The sequence below is a fragment of the Neorhizobium sp. SHOUNA12A genome (assembly GCF_023006505.1).
Lineage (GTDB): Bacteria > Pseudomonadota > Alphaproteobacteria > Rhizobiales > Rhizobiaceae > Neorhizobium.
Map to the genome: position 1 here is coordinate 1 of NZ_JALBGV010000100.1, position 18,391 is coordinate 18,391.

General features: G+C 62.8%; 15 protein-coding genes. 11 read left to right on the plus strand and 4 right to left on the minus strand.

What is annotated here, in order from left to right:
- The 4 genes from MOV63_RS28135 to MOV63_RS28150 form a co-directional block, all read left to right on the plus strand.
- A partial coding sequence (locus MOV63_RS28135; RefSeq protein WP_258719327.1) for an acyl-CoA dehydrogenase family protein occupies window positions 1–394 on the plus strand: 394 nt, incomplete at its 5' end.
- Between the two features lie 46 nt (window positions 395–440).
- Complete coding sequence (locus MOV63_RS28140; RefSeq protein WP_247038855.1) at window positions 441–1,352, plus strand: amino acid--[acyl-carrier-protein] ligase; 912 nt, start codon at window positions 441–443, stop codon at window positions 1,350–1,352.
- Between the two features lie 4 nt (window positions 1,353–1,356).
- On the plus strand, window positions 1,357–2,340 hold the full coding sequence (locus MOV63_RS28145) for a DUF1839 family protein (RefSeq protein ID WP_247038857.1): 984 nt from the start codon (window positions 1,357–1,359) through the stop codon (window positions 2,338–2,340).
- Window positions 2,337–4,820 carry a glycosyl hydrolase 2 galactose-binding domain-containing protein gene (locus MOV63_RS28150; protein WP_247038859.1) on the plus strand — a complete coding sequence of 828 codons (2,484 nt, stop codon included), beginning with the start codon at window positions 2,337–2,339 and terminating at the stop codon, window positions 4,818–4,820. Before MOV63_RS28145 ends, MOV63_RS28150 begins: the two co-directional genes overlap by 4 nt.
- Here the strand turns inward: MOV63_RS28150 and MOV63_RS28155 are convergent.
- On the minus strand, window positions 4,788–6,629 hold the full coding sequence (locus MOV63_RS28155; RefSeq protein WP_247038861.1) for an alpha/beta fold hydrolase: 1,842 nt from the start codon (window positions 6,627–6,629) through the stop codon (window positions 4,788–4,790). The two genes, MOV63_RS28150 and MOV63_RS28155, sit on opposite strands and share 33 nt — an antisense overlap.
- A 489-nt stretch (window positions 6,630–7,118) precedes the next feature.
- On the opposite strand from MOV63_RS28155, the gene purU reads away from it, so the two are divergent.
- From purU to MOV63_RS28170, 3 genes are all read left to right on the plus strand, one after another.
- Window positions 7,119–8,003, plus strand: coding sequence for a formyltetrahydrofolate deformylase (gene purU / locus MOV63_RS28160; protein ID WP_038547091.1), 885 nt, complete (start codon window positions 7,119–7,121; stop codon window positions 8,001–8,003).
- 85 nt (window positions 8,004–8,088) lie between these two features.
- On the plus strand, window positions 8,089–10,734 hold the full coding sequence (locus tag MOV63_RS28165) for an aminotransferase class III-fold pyridoxal phosphate-dependent enzyme (protein WP_247038863.1): 2,646 nt from the start codon (window positions 8,089–8,091) through the stop codon (window positions 10,732–10,734).
- Between the two features lie 432 nt (window positions 10,735–11,166).
- Entirely contained in the window at window positions 11,167–11,364 is a 198-nt protein-coding gene (locus MOV63_RS28170) for a hypothetical protein (RefSeq protein WP_038591355.1), read from the plus strand.
- 52 nt (window positions 11,365–11,416) lie between these two features.
- Here the strand turns inward: MOV63_RS28170 and MOV63_RS28175 are convergent, their stop codons facing one another.
- Both MOV63_RS28175 and MOV63_RS28180 read right to left on the minus strand, forming a co-directional pair.
- On the minus strand, window positions 11,417–11,653 hold the full coding sequence (locus MOV63_RS28175) for an Lrp/AsnC ligand binding domain-containing protein (RefSeq protein WP_038547100.1): 237 nt from the start codon (window positions 11,651–11,653) through the stop codon (window positions 11,417–11,419).
- 53 nt (window positions 11,654–11,706) lie between these two features.
- Complete coding sequence (locus MOV63_RS28180) at window positions 11,707–12,645, minus strand: LysR family transcriptional regulator (RefSeq protein ID WP_247038865.1); 939 nt, start codon at window positions 12,643–12,645, stop codon at window positions 11,707–11,709.
- A 98-nt stretch (window positions 12,646–12,743) separates the two neighbouring features.
- On the opposite strand from MOV63_RS28180, the gene MOV63_RS28185 reads away from it, so the two are divergent.
- The 3 genes from MOV63_RS28185 to MOV63_RS28195 are packed head-to-tail and all read left to right on the plus strand — an operon-like array spanning window position 12,744 to window position 16,627.
- Window positions 12,744–14,027 carry an FAD-binding oxidoreductase gene (locus tag MOV63_RS28185; protein ID WP_247038867.1) on the plus strand — a complete coding sequence of 428 codons (1,284 nt, stop codon included), beginning with the start codon at window positions 12,744–12,746 and terminating at the stop codon, window positions 14,025–14,027.
- Between the two features lie 56 nt (window positions 14,028–14,083).
- Complete coding sequence (locus MOV63_RS28190; protein ID WP_247038869.1) at window positions 14,084–15,625, plus strand: aldehyde dehydrogenase family protein; 1,542 nt, start codon at window positions 14,084–14,086, stop codon at window positions 15,623–15,625.
- Between the two features lie 3 nt (window positions 15,626–15,628).
- Window positions 15,629–16,627, plus strand: a complete 999-nt coding sequence (locus tag MOV63_RS28195; protein ID WP_247038871.1) for a P1 family peptidase — start codon at window positions 15,629–15,631, stop codon at window positions 16,625–16,627.
- On the opposite strand, the gene cobD is transcribed toward MOV63_RS28195, so the two are convergent.
- Window positions 16,620–17,648, minus strand: coding sequence for a threonine-phosphate decarboxylase CobD (gene cobD / locus MOV63_RS28200; protein WP_247038873.1), 1,029 nt, complete (start codon window positions 17,646–17,648; stop codon window positions 16,620–16,622). The genes MOV63_RS28195 and cobD overlap by 8 nt on opposite strands.
- Here cobD and cbiB point away from each other — a divergent pair.
- Window positions 17,647–18,391 (plus strand): adenosylcobinamide-phosphate synthase CbiB (gene cbiB / locus MOV63_RS28205; protein WP_247038875.1); only part of this gene is annotated, 745 nt, incomplete at its 3' end. The two genes, cobD and cbiB, sit on opposite strands and share 2 nt — an antisense overlap.

The following is an 18,391-nucleotide window of genomic DNA, read 5'->3' on the forward strand; positions in this document are numbered from 1 at the left end:
CGCCGCGGCCCGCAAGGCGGGTGGCACCCAGCCGCCCGGCGCGCTGAGGCTCGCCGAAGCGTCGAACCTGCTGCAGCTGCTCAAGGGCAATATCCTGTCGGGCCTCAAGACCTACGCGGATGCGAAACACGATCCCGACAAACTGTCGTCCATGGCCTTTTCGATCGCCATGAACAATATCAAGCTCGCCTCTTCCGAGACGATCCTGACCATCATCAACCAGGCGATGATCATCTGCGGCATCATGGGCTACAAGAACGGTACGCCCTATAGTCTCGGACGGCATCTTCGCGACGCGCACTCCGCCCAGCTGATGATTTCCAACGACCGCATTCTCGGCAATACGTCGACCATGCTGCTCGTTCAAAAACCGGACACCAGCCTGCTCGGCTGACGCCCCATCACTTCAGATGTAATCGTTTAAAGAATGAGGTGAATCCATGGATCTGCAAGTTTCCTTTCTCGACCGCCTGTTCGACGCTGGCCTGCTGATCGAGACCGGCGTCGACGGACTGTATGGCCGCAGCGGCCAGTTCGAAGACGTCATTGCCGCCTTCGAGCGGCTGATCGACAAGGTCGGCGGTGCCGACGGCGCGGAGGCGATGCGCTTCCCGCCGGGCATGAACCGCGCCTTCTTCGAGACCAGCGGCTATATGAAGAGCTTTCCGCAGCTCGCCGGCACGGTTCACTCGTTCTGCGGCAACGAACTCGACCACATGAGCCTGCTGAAATGCATGGAAGTCGGCGAGGAGGACTGGACCAAAGGCCAGGAAGCGACCGACATCGTGCTGACGCCGGCGGCCTGCTATCCGCTCTACCCGACCGTTGCGCGCCGCGGCAACCTGCCCGCCGGCGGCGGTCTTTTCGACCTGCAGAGCTACTGCTTCCGCCACGAGCCCTCCAAGGATCCGGCCCGCCAGCAGCTTTTCCGCATGCGCGAATATGTCTGCATGGGGACCGAACAACACGTGACTGATTTCCGCCAGCTGTGGATGGACCGGGGCGTCGAGATGATGAAGTCCGTCGGCCTCGACGTCACCATCGACATCGCCAACGATCCTTTCTTCGGCCGCGCCGGGAAGATGCTGGTCAACAACCAGCGCGACCAGAACCTGAAGTTCGAACTGCTGATCCCGATCGCCTCCGTTGCCCAGCCGACCGCCTGCATGAGCTTCAACTATCACCAGGACAGTTTCGGCCTGAAATGGGGCCTCAACCTGGAAGACGGCAGCGTCGCGCATACGGCCTGCGTCGGTTTCGGCCTGGAACGAATTGCGCTTGCGCTTTTCCACACCCACGGTCTGGACGTGAAGGAGTGGCCGGAACACGTCCGTGCCACGCTCTGGGGCTGATCCCATGACGGCGGTGTTTCCCGCGCTCGATCCGGGCAACTACACGACGCATGCGCTGCATTCAGCCGAGCGTATGTGGCCGGAGACGAACTGTTACGTCGATCTGTGGATCGAAGTGCTTTCGGCGCAGGGCCTGCCGCCGGAAGCGATGCTTGGTTTCACCCTGACCCAGGATTTCGAAGGCGACCAGTTCACCTTCTTCAAGGTGCCGCTGGAGGATCTCGAAACCCTGTTCGGCATTCGCGTGACCGAACTGGCGATCTTCGACCGGCCGGAACGGCATGTCGCGGAGCAGATCCGCCGCGGCCGGCTGACGCTGGTCGAACTCGACAGCTTTTATCTGCCCGATACGCGCGGCGTCGCCTATCGCCAGGAGCACGGCAAGACGACTGTGGCCATCAACCGGCTCGACCTCGAAAGCCGCGGGCTCGACTATTTCCACAATGGCGGCTTCTTCACCCTTTCCGGCGAAGATTTCGATGGCCTGTTCCAGTTGAACGCGGCCCCGGACGCGCTGCCCTTCCTGCCTTATACGGAATTCGCCAAGTTTCCGGCGGCCTATCCGGAAGCGAGGGAAATTCGCGAGACCGCATGGAAACTGCTCAGGCATCATTTTGCCCGGCGGCCGGAGGACAATCCGATCCGGGCCTTTGCGAGGGTTTTTCCAGAGCAGGTCGAGCGGATTGCCGACAGGGATTTTGGCTTCTTCCACAAATATGCGTTCAACACGCTCCGCCAGCTCGGCGCCAATTTCGAGCTGCTGGCGAGCCATCTCGCATGGCTGAACCCCAACGCGTTCGCTCAGTCGGAACAGCAGGCGCTGAAGATTTCGGAAGTGGCAAAATCCACCCAGTTCCAGCTTGCCCGCGCCCTCACCCGCAAGAAGTTCGAGCCGCTCGCAACGGCGCTCGATCCGGCCGCTGATGCCTGGGACCTGCTGATGCGCGACCTGGCCTCGACACTGACCCAGACCCGCGAGGCCGCGTGAGCCTTCCTATCGCGATCGGGTCAAAGACCAGCCTTCTTGCCGAAGGCTGGTCTTTGACGTTGACGGAGCCAGGCGCCTACACCCTGCCGGCCGACCTTCCTTCGGATCTGGAATACCTGCCGGCCATGGTGCCGGGCACGGTCGCCGCCGCCCTGGAAGCCGCAGGCCGCTTCGACCGCAACAATCCCGAGCCGCTGATCGACAGGGATGCCTGGTATCGCCGCTCGCTTGCCGGCGAAACGCCGGGACCGGCAATCCTGCGGTTTGCGGGGCTCGCGACGGTGGCCGAGGTGTTTCTCGACGAGACGCTGATCCTGTCCTCGGCCAGCATGTTCGAAAGCCACGACGTTGCGGTCGAGTTGACCGGCACGGAAACACTGACGATCTGCTTTCGGGCCTTGAGACCGCATCTGGGCAGGACCGGGCCTCGCGCCCGCTGGCGACCGCGGCTGATGAACCAGCAGGGGCTTCGGCTGATCCGCACCACCGCGCTGGGCTTCATGCCCGGTTGGAGCCCCGAAATTCATGCGGTGGGACCCTGGCGGCCGGTTTCGGTGATGCGTGTCGACGACAATCGCTTCGCTTCGCCCCCCTCATCCGGTCCCACAGGCCACCTTCTCCCCGCGGGAGAGAAGAGGGAGTTTGCGGTTTCGGCGACGCTCGATGGAAGCGGAACAGGCATTCTGAATGTCGGCTTTGCTTTCGACGGACCGCCCCGGGATTTCCGGCTTGTCTGCAACGGCACCGAGGCGCGCTTCGCGAACGACGGCAGACGATATTCAGCCGAGCTTTGTCTGCCGGAGATAAAACCCTGGTGGCCGCATACCCATGGCGAGCCGGCACTGCATGACGTGACACTCAAGATCGAGGACAAGGAGTTCCCGATCGTCCGCACCGGCTTTCGGAGCCTGACGGTCGATCGCGGCACCGATGGCAATGACTTCGCCGTTGTCGTCAACGGTCGGAAAATGTTCTGCCGCGGTGCCGTCTGGACTTCCGCCGACATCGCAAAGCTACCCGGCGACCGCGCGAGCTACGAACCCTGGCTGAGGCTCGCCAAAGAAGCGGGCATGAACATGATCCGCATTCCGGGCATCGCGACCTATGAAAGCCCGGAATTCTTCGCGCTGTGCGACGAACTCGGCCTGCTGGTCTGGCAGGACCTGATGTTCGCCAATTTCGACTATCCCGCCGGCGATCCGGACTTCATGATTCACGTGAAAACCGAGGTCGAGCAGTTCCTGACAGCGACACAAGCCTCGCCGTCGCTTGCGGTCCTTTGCGGCGGCAGCGAGGTCTATCAGCAGGGCGCGATGCTCGGCCTGCCGGAACGCATCTGGAAAGGTCCACTCTGCGAAGAGATCCTTGGCACTTTCGCCAGCGAGTGCCGGCCGGATCTCCCCTATGTGGCCAATTCCCCTTCAGGCGGCGCATTGCCTTTTTATCCGAATGCGGGTGTCGCCCATTATTACGGTGTCGGGGCCTACAAACGGCCGCTCGAAGATGCACGACGGGCAAACGTCCGTTTCGCAGCCGAGTGCCTGGCTTTCTCCAACCTCTCCGCGTCGGAAACCCTCGCCGGCGGCAAGGCCGGCATCCCGCGCGACACCGGAGCTGACTGGGATTTCGAAGACGTGCGCGACCATTATCTGGGCACGCTCTACGGTGTCGATCCCGTGGCACTGAGAGCGCAGCAGCCCGAACGGTACCTCGCTCTTTCCCGTGCCGTGACCGGCGAAGTGATGGAGGCGGCTTTCGCCGAATGGCGGCGGCCGGGCTCGACCTGCAACGGTGCGCTCGCCTTCACCTTCCAGGATGTCATGAGCGGCCCAGGTTGGGGCGTCGTTGACGTCCACGGCAGGCCGAAACCGGCCTGGTTTGCGCTGAAGCGCGCCTTCCAGCCGATCCAGGTCGTGTTTGCCGACGAAGGCACCAATGGGCTGGATGTTCATCTTATCAACGAAACGCCGAACGATCTGCCGACGGTTCTGGAGATCGCTTGCCTGCGGGAGGGCAGGATGCCGATCGTATCGGGCCGCCGAGATCTGACGCTTAAAGCCGGAAGCAGCGCGAGCGTTGCTTCGACCGACCTGTTCGGCGCCTTTTTCGACGCGAACTATGCCTATCGTTTCGGCCCACCTTCCCACGATGTGACGGTGGCACGTCTCAGGCATGCGGAAACCGGCGAAATCCTCTCGGAAGCTTTCCATTTTCCGCTCGGGCGTGCCAGTGCTTTTCATGATGCCGAGATCACGGTCTCGGTCACCGAGGATGAGGGAGAATTCTGGCTGGAGATTTCGGCCGACATCTTCGCGCAGACGGTCAACATCGAATGCGACAATTACTGCGCGTCGGACAATGGATTCCATCTGGCGCCGGGCGCAATCAGGCGTATCCGCCTTGCAGCGCTTTCCAAAACCGCCGAACGACCCGCTGGCACGATCCGATCACTCGGCGGCGACCGATCCGTCCGCTTTTGAATAGACGCCTTCTTCCAGAGGAAAACGGAAAGCCATTTCCCTCAATGCCTCGAGATAGACCTTGCGGGCATGCTCGGGCGTCAGGTTGTGATCGGCATCCGGGATGATTTTCGGCGATACGTTTGGAAAGCGAGCCAGGCCCGATCCGTCATGGCCGAAATAGAAATCGTACTGTTCGAGACCGAGATCGTTCTCGCTGTAAATCAGCGAGACGGGCATGCCGCGCTGGTGGAGGGTGCGGAAGGCACCGTAGATCGCCCGTCCCTCCGGCAGGAACCCGCGGAAAGCATGGAAGACCCTGCCCATGGCCCGGTTGCCGAGACTTTTGGCGATATTGCGGACCGCGGCGACGGTATCGACCTCGCCCCTCAGGATGCGTTTGAACGTATCGGCCCGCAAGGCCCGCTTGCGGTAGTCCCGAAGACTACGCGCGCCACTGACGATCATGTCCTCGACGGACCGGCCGGGGCGCCAGCGGAGGACCGCCGGATTGACCGAGACATTGCCAGCGATGCGCGGTTCGACGAGTGATGCCTGGAAGCCGAGAAAGGCGCCGCTGCAGCGGCCGGCGGCGACGACCGGTGTCATGTTGCAGGCAGCGAGGAAATCGATCGCTTCCGAGACGTCGGCATTCTGGTCCGAATGATAGAGAACCTGGTCCGGCCGGCCAGGCACCGGCGGACTGTCACCGACATTGGCCGTGTCGAAACGCAACGACGGAATGCCGGAACGCGCAAGCGCGCGAGCCAGCCCCACCGTCGAACGGCCCCAGCCGGCATGCCGGTCATAGGCCGATGTCAGGAAAAGCACCGTCGCGCCGGCGCGATCGTGCAATGGCTCGCAGAGAACTCCGAAAAGATGGCTGTTGAGACCGAAGCGTGCCGGCGTTTCGGTAAAGCCGTCGCCAGCGAGAGGGGCCGCCGGCGCCGGCGAGCGCGATGGTGCGGAAGCAGCCGGTCCGGACGGTAATGCGACGATCCAGTTCGTCAGATTATCGGCAACCGTCAGCGGCAACTTGACGATCACCGGGTTTGAGACGAGCTTGTCGTAACCTTCGAAAGGTTGTTCATCCACATCGGCGCCAAGCGCCCGCAACCGAACGGCAAACTCCTTGTCGGAGGGCCGATCGGCCCGGCCGACGACCAGCACGCGCGGTGCAGGCGGCCGGTCGACCTTTAACAGATTGACGTTGCGAACCTCGTCGGCGATCTCGCCGGGCATGGTGAGCGACGCGATAGAGGCGCCGATTTCACTATGCTGTTCTTCGGTAAGGCCCAGATTTTCGTCGACCACCCTGGACCAGACCGCGAGCTCGCGGATATGCAGACGGCCGGAAACGACCGGCGCCATATAAACGATGGCGGCGAGCGCCTCGATCTCCTCGGCGGCCCTGGTGGCGACGAGCGCCCCCAGCCCCTGCGAGATGACGGCGATGCGCTCGCAGCCGGAAAGCTCCTTGAGATGCGCGGCAGCGGAAATGAGACTGTCGGACCAGACGGAAAGCCCGCCTTCGAAATCGATATCGTCAAGCGCGTCGCCGGTGCCGGGATAATCGAACCGCAGGCTGGCAACACCGCGATCGGCAAGCTTTTCGGAAATGATGCGCCAGAATTTGCGCGTGCACATTTCCTCCAGCCCCCAGGGACTGGCGAACAGCACGGCAGTGCTCGACGGCTGGGTACCGTTCGACGGCGGCGTGAAAAGCCCGATCGTGCCGTTGAAGGTCAACGGTTCGGAAGCCGAGCGTGGCAGCAGCGGCGATATTTCCCCGGCGGACGAGGATTCATTTCGGGCGTTCATCATAGCCATGCCGGCGATTTTTCCATCACTATAACAGCAATACGCCCGGTCTTGCTGATAAAGACTTAAACTATCAGCGGCGATTTTACCGATCGCAGGCGGAACTGTTCCGAAAAGAGGCGAGGGAGAACTTGGATCTGCGGCCTGTCACCGATTTTGCCAGACTTTTCAGGACCTCTGCTTCAAGTCTTCCTCCAGTGCGAAACCGCAACCCGCCACCATAATGTCAAGTAAATGCGAATCGTTGCTCGAAGCAGCTTCCGCGGCGGTGATGCGCGCGCCGACGGCGCAAAGGGAACGGAATTTTGGGTGGCTGGCTTTAAGGTCGGGAGGTAAGAAGCTTGCCTGGACATTCAAACGAGGCTGGCTGTACACATTTTAGGACCAAGCTCGGGCCTCGCTGGGCATTTTCCTGTCCTGTAGGGGCTGGATATTGCCCGGCGCCAATTTTATGTATACACGGAACGGCCGACCGATGGCAGAGGAGGGAGAATTTGCATGAACAACTACGTCCTGACCGTATCCTGCAAGACAACGCGCGGCATTGTCGCGGCGATTTCCGGCTTTCTGGCGGAAAAGGGTTGCAACATCATCGACTCATCGCAGTTCGATGACCTCGACACGGGCAAGTTCTTCATGCGCGTCAGCTTTCTCTCCGAAGAAGGCGCCGAGCGTCCGGCGCTGCTCGAAGGCTTCAAGCCGATCGCCGGCCGGTTCGAGATGGAATGGGAGATCTTCGATACCGATGAGCGGATGAAGGTTCTCCTGATGGTCTCCCGTTTCGGCCACTGCCTGAACGACCTCCTCTACCGCTGGAAGATCGGCGCGCTTCCGATCGATATCGTCGGCGTCGTCTCCAACCATTTCGACTACCAGAAACAGGTCGTCAACAACGACATCCCCTTCCACCACATCAAGGTGACGAAGGAAAACAAACCGCAGGCCGAAGCCCAGCTTCTCGATCTGGTCGAGCAGAGCGGCACGGAACTCATCGTGCTGGCCCGCTACATGCAGGTTCTGTCCGACAGCCTCTGCAGGAAGATGTCCGGCAAGATCATCAATATCCACCACTCCTTCCTGCCGAGCTTCAAGGGTGCCAATCCCTACAAGCAGGCCTATACCCGCGGCGTCAAACTGATCGGCGCGACGGCGCATTACGTCACCGCTGATCTCGACGAAGGCCCGATCCTCGAGCAGGACACGGTGCGCATCACCCATGCGCAGTCGGCCGACGACTATGTTTCGCTCGGCCGCGACGTCGAAAGCCAGGTCCTGGCGCGCGCCATCCACGCCCATATCCATCACCGTACCTTCATCAACGGCAATCGTACCGTCGTCTTCCCGCCGAGCCCCGGTTCCTACGCTTCGGAGCGTATGGGCTAAGACCCAGCCAATGTCGGTGAAAAGGCCTATGGACGCAGGCCTTTAACGCTCTATCCTCTTCGGAAGCGCCCTTCCGGAGAGGTTCATGTCCGACGTCCTGCCAGAACTCATCGAGCCTCCTGCAAACGACCTTTCGATCGACGCGATCGAGGGCGTTCTACGCGACCACTACGGGCTTTCCGGGCAGATCTTCCCGATCGAGGGACGGCAGAACCCCTACTTCCTGATCGACAACGGCCACTTGCGCTATCTGCTCAAAGTATCGCCCGCCAACGATCCCATCGAGGAGATCGAGGCGGAACACGCCTTGATGCGCCATATCCTGCGCAGTCCCGACGGACCGCGGGTTCCCGAACCGGTGATGACCAAGGACGGCGGCGACATGCTTGTCCTGCCGCTCGGCGGCGAAGACCGGCGTGTCCGCCTCCTGACATTCCTGGAAGGTGCGCCGCCGCCGACCGGTGAACGACTGTCGGATCGATCCGTCGCCGCCTTCGGATCGATCTCGGCCGAGCTTGCGAAAAGCCTCCAGGATTTCGAACATCCGGTCCTCGAGCGCGAGCCGGAAGGCGACCTGCGCAAGGCCGGCCCCCAGACGGTCTCGCTTCTGTCCACCGTCGCCGACCAGGAAATCCGCGACGTGATCGCCAAGGCGATGGTGACGGCGCTTCGGCGCATCCAGCCGCTCAGCCCGGGCCTCAGGGTCGCGGCGGCACATCAGAACCTGAATGCCGGAACCGTCATCGGCGAAGATACGGATGGCACATGGATGCCAACCGGCGTGACGGATTTCTCAGGCATTTCCAATGGCTGGCTCGTCGCCGGTTTTGCCAATACCTGCGCCTACCTGCTCGCGGATCGCGATGGAGATCCGTTCGCCCTGCTGCCGGCGATCCGCGCCTACCACGAGGTCTATCCGTTCACCCTGGCCGAGCTCGAAGCCCTGTGGCCGCTGGTCGTCGCCCGCACCGGCATTCTCGCCGCCGAAGCCGAGAGCCGGCAGGCCTTGTCGCCCGATGATCCACAGGCAAAGGAGGAGACCGAGAAACGCCGTGCGGTGCTGAACGGCGCAACCGCCGTTTCCCCGGCACAGGTCTTTGCAGCCATCCTCAATGCCACGGGAATGACGAAGCCGTTGCCGGAAATCGGCCGGCTCCTGCCCGATATCGACCCGGAAACTTTCCGGCTGGTGGACTTGAGCGTCACCAGTCCGCTTCTCTACGGCGGAAACTGGACGGACACCGACAACGACTGGAAGCTGCTTGCCCACATTTCCCGGGAGACCGGCCGCGCCAGCACCCGTTACGGCGAATACCGACTTTCGAAAGGCAGCACCGACGCGCAGCAGGAGCCGGAAAGTTTCGCGCTCCATATCGATGCCTGTATCCCCGCCCGGATAACGGCAGTGGCGCCTTTTGCCGGGACGCTGAAAAGCGCCGGCCCCCGCCTCGTCCTTGTCGGACGCGACCTGACCCTGCATGTCGAAGGCCTCGAATGTACGCTTGCCGAAGAGGCGGAGCTTGCCGCAGGCGACCCGATCGGCGTGATCGCCGGAGCGGACAACTCGATAGGCGGCCTGCGGCTCAGGCTCTGCCTCGATCCGGATCTCGTGCCGCCGCTCTTCTGCACGCCGACCGGGGTCGGCAGGTGGTCGAGGTTATGTCCTTCCCCGGCTGCATTGCTCGGCATCGATGCGAATGCCCCGGCTCCGAAACATTTCGATCAGCCGGTCCGCGGCTGGAAGGAATATCTCTTCGACGCGGCGGGGCGCACCGCGCTCGATCTTGGCGGTCAGGCGCCGCTGATCGGCCACGGACATCCGCGCCTCGCCGCCGCGACGTACCGCCAGACCATCCTGCTCAACCGCGCCACGAGCCATCCATCTGAGCCGGAGGAGGTGTTGCGAGTGCAACTGGCTGAGCTTGCGCCTGAAGGTTTGAACCATGTCGCGTTTGCGGCCAGCCGTGGCGACGCTCTGGATCTCGCCTTCCGGCTCGTCCGCGCTCACACGAACAAGGCCCGGATCATCGGTCTGCCGGGTTTCCGGGTGAACCGCCGCGATCCGGACCTTTTCACTGTCCCCGCCATCGGCACCGCAGCCGATATGATCCACGATCTCGAGGACGTCGCAGCCGTGCTCGCGAACGGCTACGACGAGGCCTTGCACCTGGACGAGCCGCTGGCCGAACTTCGAGAGAAGGCCGGCCTGCTGGTCGTCGACGAAACCGGAACGGGCTACGGCCGTCTTGGCCACCACACCTGGGGTTTCTCGCACCGGGGCCTGGCGCCGGACTTTCTGATCGCCGACGGACCGGACGGAGGGGCGCCGGCGCTCCTGCTGACACGGCCCGAAATCGCGACAAGCCTTGCCGCCGACGAACGTCCGCGGGCGATCTCTCCGGTCGAGGCCGCAGCGGCCGCAGCGGCGCTCGACGTCATCAGGGAAGAGCAATTGCGGGAGAACACCCGCGAGATCGGCGGCCATCTGAAGACGCGGCTCGAAAGCCTTGCCGAACGCTTTCCGGCGATCCGTGCCGTGACCGGCAGCGGCTTGCTGCTCGTGGTCGATCTGTCGGACGAAGCGGCGAACCTCGGCGAACGGCTACGACCCGGGTTTATCGTGGACGATAGCATACCGAAGCGCATTGTCCTGCGTCCGCCGCTATGTCTCAGCCGCGAGAGCGCAGACGGGTTGGTGGATCGGATCGAAACCCTGCTCTCGGAAATTTGAGCTGGCCGATCCGGGCTTTGCCGGAAATTTTCCACTCTCGATCCTTGCTTGGATGGAAAAGCCACCTATCTCAGGGCTGACAGGCAATGATCAGGAATCGCGAATGAAATTTCACAATTCGGCCTTCTTCCTGTCATCAGTCGGAAAAAAATTCTAGGTAGATTGATTTCCGTTGATCATTTTGTGGGACTCGCCTACAGATGATTTTCGTTCGGCCTGCTGAGTCTCGCCGACTTTCGCGCAACGCCATGAAGGGAGAGTGACATGTTTAAATTCGTCCGCGTCGCCGCCTTTGGTGAGGCCGCGTTCAAAATGAATGGCACGGATCGCCGCTCCCTTCCGTGCTGTCGAATGTAACGCTTCAGTTCAATCGTTCCTGAAAATTTTCATTCGCCAGAGCTGCGTCGCAAGCAGCCAAAGCGGGAGTCTGCCATGCAGAAGCAAGTAATCGAGTTCGGCGGCGAGCCCGTCGGTATTGTTATTCCTGACGCGGATCGGCTGAAATTCATCGCCGTTAAATTCCATGTCATCGATCTGGACGAGCAGCGTTTCGGCTCTGCCGACGAAGTGCGTCTTGCCATCCGCGAGCTGGTTCGCTCGCGCAACAGCGCCTCGGCGGCGCATGCCTGAGATTTTTAAATCCAATCCAAAAAGCCGCCCCTGTGGCGGCTTTTTTTTGCGCTCAGAACGCTGTGAAGGTCATCGTCGTCAACGAACGTTCGATGCCCGGAATCGAGGCGATCTTCTCGTTTACGAAGCGGCCGATCTCGTCGTTGTCCTTGATGTAGACCTTCAACAGCAGGTCCCATTCGCCGCTGGTCGAATACAGTTCGGAGGCGAGCTCGGTCTTGTAGATGGCGTCGGCAACCTCGTAGGTCTTGCCGGGCTTGCAGCGGAGCTGGACGAAAATAGGTTTCATGGACGTCTTCCCGTCGGTCGGATCGCCTAAGCGATCATGATGGACATGTCCGACTATTGGCCGATGCGACCGCCGTTCGCAAGCGCATCCTGGTGAATCTCTTGCCTGTGGATCTCTTGGGTGATCCAGTCCCTGAAAGCCGCAAGTGGCGGATAGGTGGCTCGGTCGGGCGGATAGGCGAGATGATATTGGCCGGTCTCCATCCTCTCGGCGTCCACGGCCGGCACCAGCAGGCCCTGCTCCAGCTCCCGGCCGATCAGGAACCGCGGCAGCAGCGCGGCACCGAGGCCGGCGGTTGCCGCCTCGACCATGGTGATGAACTGGTCAAACAGCATCCCATGCAAGGCATCGAACGTGATGCGGTTCTTTGAAAACCACAATTCCCAGGCGTCCGGCCGGGTATTGAGATGCAGTAGCGGCGCCTGCAGCACGTCGGCCGGAGATTGAAGATTGTGCCGCACTTTGAATTCCGGACTGCAGGCCGGTAGCACTTCCTCATCCATCAGGAAGGTAAGCGCCGCGCCCGGCCAGCGAGCCGCACCGAAATGAATGGCGGCATCCAGCGTGTCGAACCGGAAATCGAACGGTTCGAGCCGTGTGATCAGGTTCACGACCATGCCCGGATGCGCATCGAGAAAACGCCCGATCCGCGGCGTCAGCCAGCGCGTGCCGAAAAACGGCAGGATGGCAAGGTTCAGCGTGCCGCCGGAAGGATTGGCCCTGAGATTGAGCGAGGCATGCGAAATGCGCCTGAGCGCCTCCCGCACCTCGCGGGCATAACCGTCTCCGGCAAGCGTCAACCGGATCGTCTGGCGTTCGCGTAAGAACAAAGCCACGCCGAGTTGTCTCTCGAGCGCCGAAATCTGGCGGCTGACGGCGCTCTGAGTGAGGCCAAGCTCGTTTGCCGCAGCCGTGACGCTGCCGGTGCGGGCCGCCGCCTCGAAGGCGGAAAGCAGCGAGAATGACGGGAGAAAGCGCCGGGGCGGCAGCATGTCATTCCTCCAGCGAATGATCTGTTGAGAACATGTCGATATTCATCGATAACGGCTCCCTGTAAAGAGTTGGCAACCAACACTCCCGGACAATCATCATGCTGAACGATCCCCGCTCTCACGGCCTCTGGGAAAAGACCGCCCCCGCACCGCCGCTCACCACCCGGTTGGAGGAGACGATCTCGGCCGATGTGGTGATTGTCGGCGGCGGATATACGGGTCTCTCGCCCGCGCTGCATCTTGCGCAAGCGGGGACCAATGTCGTGCTGCTTGAGGCAGCGGAGATCGGTTTCGGCGGCGCCGGCCGCAATGTCGGCCTGATCAATGCCGGCATGTGGGTGATGCCCGACGATTTTCAGAAGGAACTCGGCCCTATCTACGGTGAACGCCTGCTCGACCTGCTCGGCAACGGCCCCGCCCTCGTCCGCGAACTGATCGAGAAACACGCCATCGCCTGCGAACTCGAAAAGAACGGCACGCTGCATTGCGCCGTCGGCTCTGAAGGGTTGAAGGAACTGGAGGAGCGCGCTCGCCAATGGCAGAAGCGCGGGGCGCCGGTGACTTTGCTCGATGCCGCCGAGACGGAAAGGCGCGTCGGTTCCACCGCCTATGCCGGATCGCTGCTCGACATGCGCGCCGGCACGCTGCAGCCGCTTGCCTATGCCCGCGGTCTTGCCCATGCGGCGGTGAAGGCTGGCGCCAGGCTTTATACCGGCAGCGCTGTCACCAGCACCGGTGAAGTCGACGGCCGAAAATTCGTCAAGACCGCCTCCGGTCAGGTGACCGCCGACTGGGTGATCGTCGCAACCGATGCCTACAGCACCGGCCCGTGGGAACAGGTACGCCGCGAGCAGGTGCACCTGCCCTATTTCAACCTCGCCACCACGCCGCTCAGCGATAACCTTCGTCGCTCCATCCTTGCCGGGCACGAGGGCTGCTGGGACACCAAGGAAATCCTCTCTTCCTTCCGCATGGATCAGGCCGGCCGGCTGGTCTTCGGTTCGGTCGGCGCCCTGCGCGGAACAGGTACGGCGATCCATAAAAGCTGGGCTCGGCGCTCGTTGAAGCGCATATTCCCGCAGCTCGGCGAGGTGGAATTCGAGGCCGAGTGGTACGGCAAGATCGGCATGACCGACAACGCTTTGCCGCGCCTCCACAAATTCGGCCGCAACACGATCGGTTTTTCGGGCTATAACGGCCGGGGCATTGCGCCCGGCACGACGTTCGGCATGCTGCTTGCAAAACATATCCTCGGGGAGATCTCCGAGCCCGACCTGCCCCTGCCGCTTTCGAACCCGCAGGAGCCGGCCTTCCGCGCCATCAAGGAAGCCTATTACGAGGCGGGCGCACAGATCGCCCATTTCGCCGGCGAGCGGTTCTGATTGCGAAACTGCCACCGATTTGTAGATTGACGAAAATTACCTATCCGGAGACTGACATGACGCTCGCCACACTCGATCTCGCCGCTGAGGTGAAAAACATTCTGGGCGGTCTCGGCGTGAAAGCCGAAAGCTATACTGGCGGCACGCTCGCCGTCCGTTCGCCGATCACCGGCAAAGAGATCGGCAGACTGCCGGAAGAAACCGCCGCAGGCGCGGCAAAGGCGATCGACGCCGCCCATGCGGCCTTTCTCGAATGGCGGCTGGTGCCGGCTCCGAAGCGCGGCGAACTGATCCGCCTTCTCGGCGAGGAACTGCGCGCAGCCAAGACCGCACTCGGCCGGCTGGTGTCGATCGAAGTCGGCAAGGTAACCTCCGAAGGCCTCGGCGAAGTGCAGGAAATGATCGACATCTGCGATTTCGCGGTCGGCCTGTCCCGCCAGCTCTACGGCCTGACCATCGCCACCGAACGCTCCGAACACCGGATGATGGAGACCTGGCATCCCCTCGGCGCCATCGGCATCATTTCCGCCTTCAACTTCCCGGTCGCCGTCTGGTCCTGGAACGCGGCGCTCGCCATCGTCTGCGGCAATTCCACCGTCTGGAAGCCGTCGGAAAAGACACCGCTGACCGCGCTCGCCACCCAGGCAATCTTCGAAAAGGCGCTCGCCCGTTTCATCGCCGACGGCGGAAAAGCGCCGAAGAACCTTTCGACCGTTCTGATCGGCGGCCGCGATATCGGCGAAGTCCTCGTCGACCACGACAAGATCCCGCTGGTTTCCGCAACCGGCTCGACGGCCATGGGCCGGGCCGTCGGCCCGCGGCTGGCGTCGCGCTTCGCCCGCTCGCTGCTGGAACTCGGTGGCAACAATGCCGCGATCGTCGCCCCGACCGCCGATCTCGACCTGACGCTGCGCGGTGTCGCCTTTTCCGCCATGGGCACGGCCGGCCAGCGCTGCACTTCGCTGCGCCGCCTCTTCGTGCACGACAGCGTCTATGAAACGCTGGTGCCGCGCCTCGCCAAGGCCTACCAGTCGGTGACGATCGGAAGCCCGCTCGAAAACGGCAACCTCGTCGGCCCGCTGATCGACAAGGCCGCTTACGACAAGATGCAGAAGGCGCTGGAAGCCGCCAGGGCCGAAGGCGGCAAGGTGACCGGCGGCGAACGTGTTCACCAGAACGAGGCCGCAGACGCCTATTACGTCCGCCCCGCGATCGTCGAAATGCCGGCCCAGTCCGGTCCGGTCAAGGACGAGACCTTCGCTCCGATCCTTTACGTGATGAAATATTCGAGCTTCGACGAAGCGCTCCACCTGCACAATGACGTGCCGCAGGGCCTTTCCTCCTCGATCTTCACCAACGACATGCGCGAGGCGGAAACCTTCGTCTCCGCCCGCGGCTCCGATTGCGGCATCGCCAACGTCAATATCGGCCCTTCGGGCGCCGAAATCGGCGGTGCGTTCGGCGGCGAGAAGGAAACCGGCGGCGGCCGCGAATCCGGCTCAGACGCATGGCGCGTCTATATGCGCCGCGCCACCAACACGCTGAACTACGGCCGCACCCTGCCGCTCGCGCAGGGCGTCAAGTTCGACATCGAGTAAACGATGGCCGAACCGCTGAACCTGCTGACCGATATCGGTGGCGTGGCCGTCGGCCATGCCACCGATCTTGCCCTGGGGTCGGGCGTCACGGCGATCATCTTCGACGAACCGGCAATCGCCTCCGGCTCCGTCCTCGGCGGCGCTCCGGGCGGGCGGGACACAGCCCTCCTCGATCCGTCGATGACCGTGCAGACGGTCGATGCCTTCGTGCTGTCCGGCGGTTCGGCCTTCGGTCTGGATGCGGCCGGCGGCGTGCAGTCGGGCCTGCGCGAAATCGGCCGTGGTTTCCAGGTCGGCAGCGTTCGCGTGCCAATCGTGCCGCAGGCGATCCTGATGGATCTCCTCAACGGCGGCAACAAGGACTGGGGCCTGCATTCGCCCTATCGCGACATGGGTTACGAGGCCTTCAAAGCTGCCGCCAAGGGTGAGTTCGCACTCGGAACCATCGGCGCCGGAACGGGCGCCACGACGGCAACGTTCAAGGGCGGCATCGGTTCGGCGAGCGCCCGGACTTCGACGGGCCATACGGTCGCGGCACTGGTTGCCGCCAATGCCCTGGGCTCGGCGACGATAGGCGAAGGCCCGCATTTCTGGGCCGCTCCCTTTGAAGAAGACAATGAATTCGGCGGCCTTGGGCTGCCTCCGACCTTCGACAATCGCATGCGCCTCAAGGGCCGCAACGTGACCTCGACGACGATAGGCGTCATCGTCACCGATGCCGTGCTGACCAAGGCACAGGCGCACCGGCTTTCCATCCTCGCCCATGACGGCCTCGCCCGCGCGATCCTGCCGGCGCATCTGCCCTTCGACGGCGACACGATCTTTTCGGCGGCGACCGGTGCGAAACCTTTAAGCGACCCCTCGGATTTCATGGAAATCTGCCATCTGGCAACGCTGGTAACCGCCCGTGCCGTAGCCCGCGGCGTCTACGAGGCGACTGCTTTGCCCAATGCAAGCGCCCAAATCGCCTGGCGCGATAAATTCACTTCGCCGGCTAAATAGTTTTCAAGGCTTCTTGGAGCCGCGGCCAGTCGCGCTCGCAGGGAAGGCCGATCCTGAGATCATTGGGCCGTTCCTCGAACCGGCGCACCAGAATGCCCTGTTCTCCAAGATGCCGGAAAACCGCCTGCGCGCGAGGATCCCGGATGAAGCGGAACAGCGACGTCCCACCCGCAACAGGTATTCCCGCAGCACCGAGCAGGGCATCCAGCCGCGCCGCATCCTCTCTAAGCCTCAGCCGCATCGCGTCCTGCCATCTCACATCGGCGAGTGCCTCGTTCGCCACGTACAATGCCGGGCCGGACACCGCCCAGGGACCGAGCCGGTTCTCGATTTTCGCCGCGGTTTCCGGATGCGAAATCACGAAGCCGAGTCGCAGGCCGGCCATGCCGTAGAACTTGCCGAAGGAGCGCAGTACCACCAGCCCGCCGGCATCCACCGCGTCGGTGACGCTCGATGCTTCCGAAACATCCATGAAGGCTTCGTCCACGACCAACAGCCCGTTCTTTGCCCGCATGATGATGGCGAGCGCCAAAAGATCGGCACGCGGGACGATGCGCCCGGTCGGGTTGTTGGGATTGACGATGACGGCGACATCGGCATCTGCCAAGCGATCCAGATCGTCGGTTTCGGTGACCTCGAAACCGGAAAGCCGCGCCGCGCGGGCATGCTCCGCATAGGTGGGCGAAAGAACCGCGGCACGGCCTTTCCGGGCAATCAGATCGGCGACCATCGGCAGCAGGATCTGCGTCCCCGGCCCCGCCGCGACATGTGCCGCCGAGGGCGCACCGTAGGCAGCAGCGGCAAGGGCCTTCAGCCTTTCCGTCGATGCGACGTCGGGCAGTCGCGTGAAAGCATTGTCGGGCAGGGGCGAATACGGATAGGAATGCGGGCTGATACCGGTGGAAAGATCGACCCAAGGCTCCGGCGCATGTGGAAACAGCGCCCGAGCGCGGGAAAGATTGCCGCCATGCTGTATCGGATCGCCAACTTCGTCGCCAATCTCAGGGCCTGCCAACTTCATGTTCCTTCTCGCATTTTTCGCCCTGATCACGGAGCGCATCGTGGGTTATCCGGACTGGTTATTCCGGCGCATCGGCCATCCGGTCACCTGGATCGGCGCATTGATATCCCGGCTCGACCGCGATCTGAACCGCGAAAGGGACGACTTTTCCACGCGCAAGCGAAAGGGCGTGTTCGCGCTTCTGGCGCTCCTCGGGATCACCGTCCTGCTCAGCCTGGTGATCGAATACGACCTGAGAATGATCCCCCTTGGGCCGATCCTGCTGGTCCTGATCGCTGCCAGCCTGCCGGCGCAGAAGAGCCTCGAAACCCATGTCGAGGCCGTGGCGACGGCGTTGCGATACGGAGGCCTGGATGCCGGGCGGAAAGCGGTCTCGAAAATCGTCGGGCGCGATCCGGAAAAGCTCGATGAAGCCGGCGTCTGCCGCGCGGCGATCGAGAGCCTCGCCGAGAATTTTTCGGACGGCGTCGTGGCGCCGGCCTTCTGGATGGGGATCGGCGGTCTCGCGGGCGGCGTCGGCTACAAGGCGGCCAATACCGCCGACAGCATGATCGGCCACAAACTGCCGCGTTACGAGGCCTTCGGCTGGGCGGCAGCGCGGTTCGACGATCTCATCAACCTGCCCGCCTCGCGCCTGAGCGCCCTGCTTTTCGTGGTCGCGGCAGGCTTCATCGATCGCGCCTCGCCGGGCAACGCGATCCGCGCCATCAGGCGGGATGCCCGCCATCACCGGTCGCCGAACG

Coding starts and splice junctions, on each gene's coding strand:
- MOV63_RS28140 (WP_247038855.1), top strand. CDS start 441: ATGGATCTGCAAGTTTCCTTTCTCGACCGCCTGTTCGACGCTGGCCTG.
- MOV63_RS28145 (WP_247038857.1), top strand. CDS start 1,357: ATGACGGCGGTGTTTCCCGCGCTCGATCCGGGCAACTACACGACGCAT.
- MOV63_RS28155 (WP_247038861.1), bottom strand. CDS start 6,629: ATGGCTATGATGAACGCCCGAAATGAATCCTCGTCCGCCGGGGAAATA.
- purU (WP_038547091.1), top strand. CDS start 7,119: ATGAACAACTACGTCCTGACCGTATCCTGCAAGACAACGCGCGGCATT.
- MOV63_RS28165 (WP_247038863.1), top strand. CDS start 8,089: ATGTCCGACGTCCTGCCAGAACTCATCGAGCCTCCTGCAAACGACCTT.
- MOV63_RS28170 (WP_038591355.1), top strand. CDS start 11,167: ATGCAGAAGCAAGTAATCGAGTTCGGCGGCGAGCCCGTCGGTATTGTT.
- MOV63_RS28175 (WP_038547100.1), bottom strand. CDS start 11,653: ATGAAACCTATTTTCGTCCAGCTCCGCTGCAAGCCCGGCAAGACCTAC.
- MOV63_RS28180 (WP_247038865.1), bottom strand. CDS start 12,645: ATGCTGCCGCCCCGGCGCTTTCTCCCGTCATTCTCGCTGCTTTCCGCC.
- MOV63_RS28185 (WP_247038867.1), top strand. CDS start 12,744: ATGCTGAACGATCCCCGCTCTCACGGCCTCTGGGAAAAGACCGCCCCC.
- MOV63_RS28190 (WP_247038869.1), top strand. CDS start 14,084: ATGACGCTCGCCACACTCGATCTCGCCGCTGAGGTGAAAAACATTCTG.
- MOV63_RS28195 (WP_247038871.1), top strand. CDS start 15,629: ATGGCCGAACCGCTGAACCTGCTGACCGATATCGGTGGCGTGGCCGTC.
- cobD (WP_247038873.1), bottom strand. CDS start 17,648: ATGAAGTTGGCAGGCCCTGAGATTGGCGACGAAGTTGGCGATCCGATA.